The sequence below is a fragment of the Streptomyces sp. NPDC005402 genome (assembly GCF_040606575.1).
Lineage (GTDB): Bacteria > Actinomycetota > Actinomycetes > Streptomycetales > Streptomycetaceae > Streptomyces.
Map to the genome: position 1 here is coordinate 1 of NZ_JBEXFB010000043.1, position 13,784 is coordinate 13,784.

7 protein-coding genes are annotated in these 13,784 nt (G+C 69.0%); all 7 read left to right on the plus strand.

The window, feature by feature from the left end; translation table 11 throughout:
* The first annotated feature begins 990 nt into the window (after positions 1-990).
* The 7 genes from ABZT02_RS43215 to ABZT02_RS43245 all read left to right on the plus strand — a co-directional run bounded on the left by ABZT02_RS43215 (position 991) and on the right by ABZT02_RS43245 (position 13,757).
* Entirely contained in the window at positions 991-2,586 is a 1,596-nt protein-coding gene (locus ABZT02_RS43215) for an arabinofuranosidase catalytic domain-containing protein (RefSeq protein ID WP_356028302.1), read from the plus strand.
* Positions 2,587-2,768: 182 nt separating this feature from the next.
* Complete coding sequence (locus ABZT02_RS43220; RefSeq protein ID WP_356028304.1) at positions 2,769-5,216, plus strand: RICIN domain-containing protein; 2,448 nt, start codon at positions 2,769-2,771, stop codon at positions 5,214-5,216.
* 83 nt (positions 5,217-5,299) lie between these two features.
* Positions 5,300-6,430, plus strand: coding sequence for a ricin-type beta-trefoil lectin domain protein (locus tag ABZT02_RS43225; RefSeq protein ID WP_356028306.1), 1,131 nt, complete (start codon positions 5,300-5,302; stop codon positions 6,428-6,430).
* Between the two features lie 673 nt (positions 6,431-7,103).
* Positions 7,104-8,546, plus strand: coding sequence for an arabinofuranosidase catalytic domain-containing protein (locus tag ABZT02_RS43230; protein ID WP_356028309.1), 1,443 nt, complete (start codon positions 7,104-7,106; stop codon positions 8,544-8,546).
* Between the two features lie 151 nt (positions 8,547-8,697).
* On the plus strand, positions 8,698-10,341 hold the full coding sequence (locus ABZT02_RS43235; RefSeq protein WP_356028376.1) for a ricin-type beta-trefoil lectin domain protein: 1,644 nt from the start codon (positions 8,698-8,700) through the stop codon (positions 10,339-10,341).
* Positions 10,342-10,416: 75 nt separating this feature from the next.
* Positions 10,417-11,895 carry an arabinofuranosidase catalytic domain-containing protein gene (locus tag ABZT02_RS43240; RefSeq protein ID WP_356028312.1) on the plus strand — a complete coding sequence of 493 codons (1,479 nt, stop codon included), beginning with the start codon at positions 10,417-10,419 and terminating at the stop codon, positions 11,893-11,895.
* A 29-nt stretch (positions 11,896-11,924) separates the two neighbouring features.
* Positions 11,925-13,757 (plus strand): RICIN domain-containing protein, encoded by a 1,833-nt coding sequence (locus tag ABZT02_RS43245; protein WP_356028314.1) that lies wholly within the window; start codon positions 11,925-11,927, stop codon positions 13,755-13,757.
* Positions 13,758-13,784: the final 27 nt, after the last annotated feature.

The following is a 13,784-nucleotide window of genomic DNA, read 5'->3' on the forward strand; positions in this document are numbered from 1 at the left end:
CACCACTGGTCAGACGGCCATCCACCAGGAATCCCGGTGGCCATCAGCCTGGACTCGGCTGGCCGCACATCTGGACTTTGCCACGGCCGCCGTCATTCTAGGGGTCGTCGCAACACGTGGTCGATGGCCCACCGGTACGAGGAAGTAGCTGACGGTGAGGCAGGATCACGGCCTCTCACCGGGCAATCGGCGGGTTGCCAGTGATGCCAGCGGTCCTTGCGACCGCCTGAGTCAGCGGAGCGCATGACAAAGAGCCGCCCGCTCCGGGGGCCGCCCCATGGATGGAGGTGCGCCCGTCCTTGCGCCCCGGCACCGAAGCACCTGACTGCCGCACCGAAGTGACGCGGAACCAGAACGCCCGAGCACCAGCAGTACGCGGGGAGCGGCCTCGGGCTGCCGGGCCCGCCACACGATCCGCGTCTCTCACGATCCGGGTCTCACGCGTTGCGGGAAGACGGAATCGAATCGGTTCGGCGCAAGCGCTTCGACGAGATGGTACGACCGTCGAGGGGCGGGGGCAATGGCATGCCGCACACCGAACAGTGCACCCCGGTACGATCGTTGACCGTCTCGTCGGCCGGTGTGGTGTGCACCGCCCCCTCGTCAGCCCTGTTCGGCGGCGGCACCCCAGGTCAGCGGCGTGGCAGCGGGCGCCCGACCGATCGCGGCCCGGCCGTCGGCCCGACCCTCGCGACTCGCCGCGCCGCGTCGGCGTGGGGGCGCACCACCGCTCATCCGCTGTCACGCCGTATCTCCTCGCGCGGGGCGGTCGACCGGGATCGGGGGAGATCGGCGATCGAACCGATTCGGGCACCGGGGCGGATGGAGGCGGCCGAAGCCCTTGACAGCACTGCCGGATCGGGAGCACCGTCTCCCCCCGAAACCTCTCTGCAACCCACTGAAAGATCGGCACCTTCAGGCGCGTCCGCATGTGTCCGCGCCACCCGCACAGAACCCGCCCGGGTTCCGTCGGCACGGTAGGGAGATCGGATGGGAACGACAGGTACGAGACGCCACGTGCTGTTCGGGCGCGGTGGCGTCCGACGACTGCTCACTGCGGTACGGCGCCGCGGAAGGCCGGGAAATGAGGTGGCCCGGGCATCCGTCCGATCGTGGGAGCGCTCCCGCAGCTCTCGGCCGAAGACATTCGCCCGGGTGGGGGCGGCGGCCGTGCTCGCCATCGGCGCACTGGCCGGTGCCGCGGCCACGACCGGGACGGCCCGGGCCGCCACGTCCGGACCGTGCGATCTCTACGCGGCAGGAGGAACGCCCTGTGTGGCGGCCCACAGCACGACGCGGGCGCTGTACGCCTCGTACAACGGGCCCCTTTACCAGGTCCGGCGTGCCTCGGACAACACCACCCGGGACGTCGGCGTCCTGAGCGCGGGCGGCTACGCCGACGCCGCCGCCCAGGACTCGTTCTGCGCGGGGACGACCTGCCTGATCTCGATCATCTACGACCAGTCAGGTCGCGGGAACCACCTCACCCAGGCGCCCGGCGGCGGTGCCGCGGGCGGTCCCGACAACCTCGCGAACGCGACGGCCGCGCCCACCATGGTCGGCGGTCACAAGGCCTACGGCGTCTTCGTGGCACCCGGTACGGGATACCGCAACAACCGCACCGACGGCATCGCGACCGGAGACAACCCCGAGGGCATGTACGCGATCTTCGACGGCACGCACTACAACGGCGGCTGCTGCTTCGACTACGGCAATGCCGAGACGGACAGCAACGACGACGGCAACGGCACCATGGAGGCCATCTACTTCGGCAACATCAAGGTCTGGGGCTACGGCTCGGGCGACGGCCCATGGATCATGGCCGATCTGGAGAACGGCCTGTTCTCCGGGGTGAACCAGCACTACAACGCGAACGACCCGACCATCAACTACCGGTATACAACCGCCATCGTCAAAGGCGGCCCGAACCACTGGGCGATCCGCGGCGGCAACGCGCAGTCGGGCGGCCTGTCCACGTTCTACGACGGTCCGCGGCCCAACGTCGCGGGCTACAACCCGATGCGGAAGCAGGGTGCCATCATCCTGGGCATCGGCGGTGACAACAGCAAGGGCGCCCAGGGCACCTTCTACGAAGGCGTGATGACCTCCGGCTATCCGTCGGACGCCACCGAGAACGCGGTCCAGGCCAACGTCACCGCGGCCGGGTACAGCAACACGACCGGCGGGACGGGGACCGGCGCGCTGCACGCTGTGGGCGCGGGCAAGTGCCTGGACGTGCCGAACTCGTCCACCACGGCCGGCACGCAGCTGCAGATCTGGGACTGCAGCGGCGGCGCCAACCAGAGCTGGACCCGCACCTCCTCGGACCAGTTGACCGTGTACAGCGGCAGCAGCCAGCTGTGTCTGGACGCGTACAACAACCAGACCACCGCCGGCACCAAGGTGGTGACCTGGCCCTGCAACGGCGGCGCCAACCAGCAGTGGCGGCTGAACTCCGACGGCACGATCACCGGCACCCAGTCCGGACTCTGCCTCGACGTCACCGGCGCCTCCACGGCCAACGGCGCCCTGGCCGAACTGTGGACCTGCAACGGCGGCTCCAACCAGCGATGGAGCCTCGGTTGAGGGCAATGGCTCCCGTCCGAGGCCGGTCTCATCACCGGCCACGGACCGCGCAGGATCCGGAGCCGGTGCTTCGCCGCTCCGGTGCCCGGCGTCCTGCGCACCTCCCGACTTCTTCCTACCGTCCGACCGAATCGCCACCGGGCGTCCACACCGAATGCCACCGTCACCCCTGGAGGATGACGATGTCCCGCGCCAGAGCGCTCCGCTTCCTCCGGGCCGCCCCTCTGGCTCTGTTCGCCTTACTGGCCGGGAGTCTGCCCACGGCTGGTGCCGCGTTCGCCGTACCGGCCGGGCGCCAGGCGGCGGCCGCCGACCTGTACGTGGCGCCGGGTGCGCCCGCGGGCGGGAACGGCACCGCTGAGCAACCGTTCGGGACGATCGACCAGGCGCAGCAGCCGGCGCACCGGCTCTCGGCCGACACGAATGTGGTGGTCCACCTGGGCGGTGGCACCTACCGGCTGTCCAAGCCGCTGACGTTCGGATCGGGAGACGGCGGCCAGAACGGCCACACCATCACCTACCAGGCCATGCCCGGGCAGCAGCCGGTCGTGAGCGGCGCCCAGCGGATATCTGGTTGGCAGGTTCATGATCAGGACACCAGCATCTGGTCGGTCCACGTCGGCACCGGTGTGAACACGCGTCAGTTGTACGTGAACGGAAAGCAGACACCGCGGGCGGCGATCCAGGTACCCCGTTCCGGCTTCACCTTCACGCAGACCGGACTGACGGTCAACGACTCCTCCTTCGACTACCTGGCCGGTCTCTCGGACCAGAACCACATGGAAGTCGAGAGCGTCAACTCCTTCACCGACCGCTACGCGCCGGTCCAGTCGATCAGCGGCAGGACCCTCACCATGCAGCAGCCGGCGTGGAACAACAACTCCTGGGGTTACGACACCATCAACGCGCCCTTCGCCGGCGGCACGATGTATCTGGAGAACAACTACGCGTTCCTCAAACAGGCCGGGCAGTGGTACCTCGACTCCTCCACCGGCGACCTGTACTACCGGGCCCAGCCGGGACAGAACCCGAACAGCCTCGACGTCGAACTGCCCCGGCTGCAGAGCCTGCTGGGGATCAGCGGCAGCTACGGCTCCCCGGTGACCGGCCTGGAATTCTCCGGAATCCGTTTCACCGGGACCTCCTGGCTGGGCCCGAGCGGGCCCGAAGGCTACGCGGACCAGCAGAGCGGCGCGCACATCACCGGCGCCTACGCGATGCCCGCCAACTGGCTGAGCACCTGCAGGTCGGGGTGCACGCAGTTCGAGGCCACCCGGAACCACTGGGCGCAGATGCCCGCGGCCGTCCAGGTCTCCGCCGCCACCGGCATCACGTTCTCGGGTGACACGTTCTCCGAACTCGGGCAGGCCGGCCTGGGCGTGGGCAACGACGGCGCAGCCACCGCCTCCGGCACCGGACTCGGTGCCAACGGCATCACCATCACCGGCAACACGTTCACCGACCTCGCCGGCAGCGGCATCCAGGTCGGCGGGATCCAGCCGGACGCGCACCACCCGAGCAACCCGCAGATGACCAACCAGAACATCACCATCAGCAACAACAAGGTCAGCGGGGTGGGCACCGACTACAAGGAGACCGCGGGAATCCTGTCCACCTACGTCACCAACGCGACGATCACGCACAACCAGTGCGACCACCTGCCCTACGACGGGATCGACATCGGCTGGGGCTGGGGGATGAACGACCCGGGCGGCAGCCAGGACTACGTCAACCGGGGCACCTACAACTACCAGCCGATCTACAGCACTCCCACGACGCTGAAGAACAACACCGTCTCCCACAACCTGGTCTTCGACACCAAGAACGCGATGTTCGACGGCGGCAGCATCTACAGCCTGTCCGCGGCCCCCGGTTCGGTGATCTCCGACAACTACATGTACGACAACAACCGCACCACCGCGCTGTACCTCGACGAGGGCTCCCGGTATCTGAAGGTGTCCGGCAACGTGGTGCAGGACGCGGGCAACTGGGCGCTCACCAACGCCAACGCGAACAACCACACCGACGACAGCACGTTCTCCGGCAACTGGTACAACGGCGGCAACACGTACGTCGCCACCGGCCCTCCCCACAACAACGTCCTCAGCGGCAACGTCCTGGTCAGCGGCATCAACTGGCCACAGGGCGCCAGAACGGTCATCCAGCAGGCGGGCGTCCAGTCCTCGGGCGACGGCGGCTTCCCCACGGGCTACCACCAGTTGGTGATCAGCAGCAACAGCCTGTGCCTGGACGTGTACGGCAACTCCACCACCGCGGGCGCCGCGATCGACCAGTGGACCTGCAACGGGCAGAGCAACCAGCAGTTCGAGTTCGTGCCGGTCTCGGGCGGCTACGGGCAACTGCGCGCGCAGAACTCCGGACAGGTCGTGGCGGTGGCGGGCGGCTCCACGACCGCCGGTACGCCGAACATCGTGCAGCAGGCCGCGAGCGGAGCGTCCAGCACCCTGTGGCTGCCGGTACGGCAGTCCGACGGCTCGTACTCCTTCAGGAACCAGAACAGCGGTCTGTGCCTGGACGTCTACGGCGGCGGCGGCAACCCGGGCCAACAACTGGACCAATGGCAGTGCAAGAACGCACCCGGCACCAACCAGGACTTCACGCCCCGGTGACCCCTTCACGCCTCCGGAACGCCCGCACGATCCGGTGATTCGTTCACCCCCACCCACTGACCCGCACCCAGTGAGGAACGCTGATGAAGAAGTACTGGGCACCCTTGGCCGCGGCGCTGACGGCCGCCCTCGGCATGGGCGCAGCGTGGCCCGCCGCGGCCACCGCCGCCGAGACGCCGCCCTTCGCCGCGCGGGCCGCCGCCACGCCCCTGCGGCTGATGCCACTGGGCGACTCGATCACCTGGGGCGTCGGCAGCCCGTCAGGCAACAGCTACCGGGGCTTCCTCGGGAACAAGCTGACGGCCGAGGGGCACACCCTGGACTTCGTCGGCTCGGGGCGCAACGGCACCATGGCCGACCCGGACAACGAAGGCCACTCCGGTTGGCGGATCGACCAGATCGCCGGCATCGCCGACTCTGTGCTGGCACGTTACCGGCCGAACGTGGTCACCCTGGAGATCGGCACCAACGACCTGAACGGCAACTACCAGATCCCCACCGCCGCCGACCGGCTCCGCGCGCTCATCGACCAGATCACCAGGGCCGTACCCGACGCGACCGTCCTCGTCGGCACCGTGATCATCTCCACCAGCGGCACCGAGGAGGCCAACCGGCCCGCGTTCAACGCCAAGTTGCCCTGGATCGTCCAGGCCGAGCAGGCCGCCGGCAAGCGTGTACGGCTGGTGGACATGAGCGCCCTGACCGCCGCGGACCTGTCCGACTCCCTGCACCCCAACGACAGTGGCTTCGGCAAGATGGCGGACGCCTTCAACGCGGGGATCGAGGCGGCGGACGCGGCAGGCTGGATCAAGCCGCCGGATGTCACGAGCGGGCAGGTGCGTTCCGGGATCGCGGGGAAGTGCCTGGGGGTGAGCGGCGGCAACAGCGCCAACGGGACCGCCGCCGAGATCCGGTCCTGCGACGGCTCCGCCGCCCAAACGTGGTCCGCGCGCTCCGACGGCACCCTGCGGGCTCTCGGAAAGTGCCTCGACGCCACCGGCCGCGGTACCGCCAACGGCACCAAGATCGCGATCTGGGACTGCAACGGCGGAACCAACCAGCAATGGCAGACGTACAACGGCGGCTACCGCAACCCTGTCTCCGGGCGCTGCCTCGACGACCCCAACGCGTCCACCGCCGACGGTACGCAGCTGGTCCTGTGGGACTGCAACGGCGGAACGAACCAGCAGTGGACCGCTCTGCCGGTCTCCTGAACGCGCGACCCCGCTCCACCGAGGCCCCGTCCCGCGGCCGGTGGCCCCTCCGCTTCCACCCCCGTACAAGGAGGTTGACCCTTGATGTCCTGGCTCGACAAGGTCCCCCTGCTCCGCAGGGCGCTGACCTCGGCCACCGGCTTGCTGGCCGGCACATCACCGATGTCGCCGCGTGCCGGGTGCTCCAACGGCCATGCCATCCAGCATTGGAGCTTGAGGTGAAGTGATCCGGCGCGCAGCGCGCGCTCCCGCCCCCGGAGCACTTCGGGGTGACCGGAACCTACACCCGCGTCCGGCTCGGCGGCCCTCGCCGGACGCGGGCTCCGGCATGCCCTCAGATCGCTCTGACCAGGTGCAATACATGGGATGGATCGGAGTCCGATTGAGGGTGTCGAGTGTATTGACTCGTTGATGGACCTGTGGAATCACTAGGACATGGGATGTCTGAGTGGTTCTTGTGAGTGCTTCCGAGCGCCCGCACCGCCATGAGGCGTCTGGATCCCCGCGGCCATGCCGGTGGCGGCGGTCCACGGACATCCCTTCGGCCAGGCACAGCACCCTCTGTCCCCTTCCCCCACATCTCCGAGGAACAGAAATGCGGCCTTCACCCCTTTCCCGTCGGAGTCCTGCGGCTCGCAGACGACGCTTACCGGCGTTCGCCGCCACAGGCGTGATGGCGCTGCTGGCCATGATGCTGGCGACTTCGCAGACCTGGTCCGCGCCGGCACCCGCCCCGGCATCGACGCCGGCGCCCATGGTGAGTTCGGCGTCGGGGCGGTGCCTGGACGTCAAGGGCAACGTCGACACACCGGGAACGGCGCTGGACATCCGGGACTGCGACAACCAGCCGAACCAGGCGTTCGAGTTCACCCCGGCGGGCGAGCTGAGGACGATGAGCGGTACCCGATGCGTGGACGCCTACGACAACCGGACCGCGCCGGGAACCCCGGTGATCATCTGGTCGTGCAACGGGCAGTCGAACCAGGCGTGGCGGCAGAACGCCGACGGGTCCGTCACCGGTGTCCAGTCCGGCCTGTGCCTGGACGTCAACGGGGCGGGCACGGCCAACGGCACCGCGGTCATCCTGTGGACCTGCAACGGCCAGAGCAACCAGAAGTGGACCACCTCGACACCCCCGCCCGTGCCCGGCGGGTCGGGTCCCTGTGACATCTACTCCGCGGGCGGTACGCCGTGCGTGGCCGCGCACAGCACCGTGCGGGCGCTCTACGGGTCGTACAGCGGCAGCCTGTACCAGGTCAGGCGGGCCTCGGACAACACGACCCGGAACATCGGGGTACGGGCGGCCGGCGGCTTCGCCGACGCGGCGGCGCAGGACTCGTTCTGCGGGGGCACCTCCTGTGTGATCACGGTCGTCTACGACCAGTCCGGACGCGGCAACGACCTGTGGTACCAGGGATCGGCCCAGGTTCCGGGATCGAGTCAGAGCAGTCCCGCGAAGGCGACCTCCGAGTCGCTGACCGCCGGGGGCACCAAGGCGTACTCGCTGTACATCAATCCGGGCAACAGCTATTGGCGGGACGGTCATCTGACGGGCGTTCCGACCGGCAGCGCGCCCGAAGGGGCGTACATGGTGACCAGCGGCACCCACGTCAACAGCGGCTGCTGCTTCGACTACGGCAACAGCGAGACGACGCGGAAGGCCGACGCGGCCGGGGCGATGGACGCGATCAACTTCGGCACCGAGTGCTGGTTCGGCGGCTGCTCGGGGAGCGGCCCCTGGGTCCAGGCCGACCTCGAATGGGGCCTGTACTCCGGAGGCAGCCAGTCCTGGAACACCGGTCAACGGGCCTTCCCCGTCAAGTTCGTCACCGCGATGCTGAAGAACAACGGGACGTCGAGGTTCGCCCTCAAGGGCGGCAACGCGCAGTCCGGCAGCCTGACGACTCTGTGGGACGGCGCGCTGCCCGGCGGATACAGCCCGATGAAGAAGCAGGGCGCCATCGTTCTGGGCAGTGGCGGTGACTGCTGCAAGCCCGGCGGCGGTGCCAACCTGAGCGCCGGCACCTTCTACGAGGGGGCCATCGTCGCCGGCTACCCCTCCGACGCAACCGACAACGCGGTCCAGGCCAACGTCATCGCGGCCGGTTACCGCTGAGGCCTTCTGCCCGACGCGGGAGGCGGCCCTCCGGGACGTCCGGAGGGCCGCTGCGGGGTCCGCCCCGCTGCCCCGCATGCCCTGATCGACGGATGCGCTCCGCGACGGGGCGTGTTCTGCCGCAACCGACCCAGGAGTTGATGACATGCACATGATCATAAAGGGGGTCGGACACCCCTTGCCGCCGGACCCGCGACCGTTCCTGCGCAGGACCTTGGCGTTCGCCTTCTCGGTCGCGCTGTTCTGCGTCGGCGTCCCACTCGTCTGCCTCGGCACCGCGCAGCCCGCCGCCGCGCTGGGCAACGGACTGGCACTGACCCCGCAGATGGGCTTCAACGACTGGAACGCGTACGGCTGCAACGTCTCCGAGTCGCTGATCAAGTCCACCGCGCAGGCGATGCACACCAACGGCATGCAGGCAGCGGGCTACTCCTACGTCAACATCGACGACTGCTGGATGACCCACAACCGCGACTCCGGCGGCCGTCTGGTGCCGGACCCGGCCAAGTTCCCCGACGGCATCAAGGGCACCGCCGACTACGTGCACTCCCTGGGGCTGAAGCTGGGGATCTACGAGGACGCGGGCACCGCCACCTGCGCCGGGTATCCGGGCAGCCTGGGGCACGAGAGCACCGACGCCCAGTCGTTCGCGTCGTGGGGCGTGGACTACCTGAAGTACGACAACTGCAACAACAACGGGGTGTCCGCGCAGAGCCGGTACACCGCGATGCGGGACGCCCTGGCGGCGACGGGCCGACCCATCCTGTACAGCCTGTGCAACTGGGGCCAGGACAACGTGTGGACCTGGGGCGCGGGAGTGGGCAACAGCTGGCGCACCACCGGGGACATCAGCGCCAACTTCGCCAGCATGCTGTCGATCTTCCACAGCAACGTGGGACTGGCCTCCTATGCGGGACCGGGCCACTGGAACGACCCGGACATGCTGGAGGTCGGCAACGGCTCGATGACGGCCACCGAGAGCCGCAGCGAGTTCAGCCTGTGGGCGGAGATGGCCGCGCCGCTGATCGTGGGCACCAATATCCCCTCGGCCAGTGCGGAGACCCTGTCCACGCTGACCAACTCCCGGGTGATCGCGGTCGACCAGGACCCGCTCGGCAAGCAGGGCACCATGGTGTCCTCCTCGGGCGGCCTCGACGTGCTGGCCAAGCCGCTGGCGAACGGGGACGTGTCGGTGGCGCTGTTCAACGAGACGGGCTCGACGGCGACCATCTCGACCACCGCAGCGGCGATCGGCAAGACCGGGGCGTCCGCCTACACCCTGACCGACCTGTGGTCGGGGGCGTCCACCACCACCTCGGGCACGATCAGTGCTTCAGTGCCGGCGCACGGCACGGTGATGTACCGGGTCGCGGGCGGCACCAGCGGCGGCGGAACCAGCGTGACCGGCGCGGTGCACGCGGTGGGTGCGGCCAAGTGCCTGGACGTACCCAACGCGACTAGGACCGCCGGCACCCAGGTGCAGATCTGGAGCTGCAACGGCGGCGCCAACCAGACCTGGACGCACTCCGCGTCCAACCAGTTCACCGTCTACTCCGGCGCCGACCAGCTGTGCCTGGACGCCTACAACAACCAGACCACCCCGGGGACGAAGGTGGAGATCTGGTCGTGCAACGGCCAGAGCAACCAGCAGTGGACGCTCAACAGCAACGGCACGATCACCGGCGTCCAGTCAGGCCTGTGCCTGGACATCGCCGGAGGGGCCACCGCCGACGGAAGTCTCGTCGAGCTGCGCACCTGCAACGGCGGCAGCAGCCAGCGGTGGACGTTGGGATGACTCCGCATTCGAAGCCCAGAGGAGGTCTCCATGCTCGTACCGGCCGGTGATCGCCGAATCAGGCGAGGGAAAGCCGTGCTCCTTGTCGCCCTGGCGATGGTGGTGGCCGTGTTCGGCGCCCCGGCGTTCGCCACCTCCCCGCGGGCCGACACGGCGGCCATGGCCCGTCCGGTGGCCGACCACGTGGCGGACGCGTCGCTCCCGTGCGACCTCTATGCCGCGGGCGGTACGCCGTGCGTGACGGCACACGCCACGACCAGGGCGCTCTTCGCCTCGTACAACGGGCCGCTCTACCAGATCCAGCGGGCCTCCGACCACAGCTACCGCGACATCGGAGTGCTCAGCGCCGGCGGGTACGCGGACGGCGCGTCCCAGGTGTCGTTCTGCGCGGGCACGTCCTGCACGATCACGAAGATCTACGACCAGACCACCAAGCACAACGACATGCCGATCTCCTGGGGCGGCTATTGGAAGGGGCCCGGGCCGGGCGGGTCCGACGTCGGCGCGGACGCCATGGCCCTGCCGGTGACCGCGGCCGGCCACCAGGTCTTCGGTGTCAAGGTCACTCCCGGCGTCGGCTACCGGCTCGACCACGCGAGGGGCGTGCCCACCGGGGCCCAGCCCGAAGGCATCTACATGGTGACCTCGTCGAACTACACGAGCCAGTGGTGCTGCTTCGACTACGGCAGCGGTGAGAACTCCCACACCGACACCGGCAACGCCACCATGAACGCCATCTACTGGGGCACCGCCTGCTGGTTCGGCGGCTGCACCGGCAGCGGCCCGTGGGTCGAGGCAGACCTGGAGAACGGCATGTTCCACACCAACACCGGCTCCAACAAGGACCCGAGTAACCAGGGCGTGCACTACCCCTTCGTCAGTGCGTGGCTGAAGAACAACGGCACCAGCAACTTCACTCTCAAATACGGCAACGGCGCGAGTGGCGGCCTGACCACCACTTACTCCGGCCCCCTGCCGAACGGTTACTCACCGATGAAGGTCGACAGCTCGGTCCTGCTCGGCACCGGGGGCGACAACAGCCCCAACGGCGTGGGCGAGTTCTTCGAGGGCGCGATCACGGCCGGCTACCCCTCCGACGCCACCGAGAACGCCGTCCAGGCCGCCATCACCGCGGCCGGCTACGGCACAGGAGGCGGCGGCGGTACGTCGACCGCGCTGCACGCGGTGGGCGCGGGCAAGTGCCTGGAGGTGCCGGGCGCGTCCACGACGCCGGGTACACAGACGCAGATCCGGGACTGCACCGGGGCGGCGAACCAGACCTGGTCCCGGACCGACTCCCGCCAGCTCACCGTGGACTCGGGCGGCAGCCGGCTGTGCCTGGACGCTTCCAACCAGGGCACCAGCGCCGGCACCAAGGTCATCACCTGGACCTGCAACGGCCAGGCCAACCAGCAGTGGAACGTCAACGGCACCGTCACCAGCGCCCAGTCCGGCCTGTGCCTGGACGTGACCGGCGCCGCCACCGCTAACGGCACCCCCGTGGAGCTGTGGACCTGCAACGGCGGATCCAACCAGCAGTGGTCACTGAGCTGACCCCGTGACGTGTGACGCAGGAGGACCGAATGAGGACGAGAGCGAGACCCGGCCGTCTGGTACTGGCCGTCGGCATCGTCTTGGCGTTCGTGCTGCAACTGTCGGCGACGGCCGAGAGCCGGGCCGTCTCCGGCGAGGCGCTGAGCGTGAACCTGGCCTCGACGCGGGGCCCGTCGACCGGTGTGGGCGAGGGGTTCCTCTACGGCTTCACGCAGGACGGCAGCCAGCCGGCCGACCAGTTCATCAAACCGCTGGGGATCAACGCGTTCCGCGGCGGCGGATGGTTCTCGGGCGGCTGGATTCGGGACAACTACCAGTACGGATCAGCCACTCGGGCCGACCTCGACTCGATCGTGGCGCAGGCGAAACGGCTGACCCAGCCGCCGTACCACGCGCAGTACCAGGTCCTGGTCAGCGACATCTACGGCGCCAACGGCGGCCAACCGTCCAACACGAGGTACCCGTGCGACAACGGCGACTGCTCCAACTGGATCGCCTTCATCGACTCCACCGTGGGGGCACTGCAGGCATCGGGGCTGAAGTTCGCCTACGACATCTGGAACGAGCCGGACATCTCCGCCTTCTGGACCCGGGGCGTGAACAGCGCCCAGTACTTCCAGATGTGGGACACCGCCTACCGGGAGATCCGGCGCATCGCCCCCTCGGCGCAGATCGTGGGACCGTCCCTCGCGTTCACCCCGCAGAGCAACCCGGGGGAGTGGCGGACCTGGCTGGCGCACGTGAAGGCGGCCGGCACGGTCCCGGACATGATCACCAATCACGACGAGGGTGACGTCGACGACCCGGTCACCGTCTCCCAGTCCCTCAACAGTGCCCTGACCGCTGCGGGTATCGGCCCGCTGCCGCTGTCCGCGAACGAGTACCAGCCCGCCGACCGGCAGACCGCCGGGGTGACGGCCTGGTACCTGGCGCGGTTCGCGCAGTCCGGGTACACCAACGCGATGCGCGGCAACTGGGTCTGCTGCGTCACCCCGAACCTGACGGGTGTGCTCACCCAGAGCGGCGGAACCTGGCAGCCGACCGGCAACTGGTGGGCGCTGCGCGACTACGCCGACATGACCGGCACCCTCGTCGCCACCTCCGGCCAGGTCGGCTCGACCGCGATCTCGGCCTCCGAGGACGCCACCAACAAGCGCGCGGTGGCGATCATCGGCGACGCCGACGGCAACTCCGGCACCTCGTCCGTGACCTTCAACGGGCTGTCGTCCGTCCCCTGGCTGACGAACGGCGGCAGCGTGCACGTCACCGTGCACCGCATCCCGGACCAGGCACCGCTCGGTGCGCCGCTGACGGTCTACGACCAGAACCTGAGCGCGTCCGGCGGCTCGATCACCGTGCCCTTGACGTTCCAGGCCACGCACGACGCGTTCGCCGTATACCTCACCCCGGCCTCCTCCGGCGGCGAGGGCTTCCCGACCGGCTACCACCAACTCGTCGCCGCCCACGACACCTTGTGCCTGGACGTGTACGGCAACTCCACCAGCGCGGGCGCCGCGATCGACCAGTGGACGTGCACCGGGCAGAGCAACCAGCAGTTCCAGTTCGTACCGGCCACGGGCGGCTACGGCGAACTGCGCGGCCAGAACTCCGGACAGGACGTGGCGGTCGCGGGCAGCTCCACGACGGCAGGCACCCCGAACATCGTCCAACAGCCCCCCGGCGCAGCGGCCAACGGCCTCTGGCTGCCTGTCCGCCAGTCCGACGGCTCCTACGCCTTCCAGAACCGCAACAGCGGTCTGTGCCTGGACGTCTACGGCGCCGGCAGCACCGCGGGCCAGCAACTCGACCAGTGGCAGTGCAAGAACGCACCCGGTACCAACCAGGACTTCTTCGTCCGCTGAACCGTCCGCTGTCCGCACCGCCGTGGA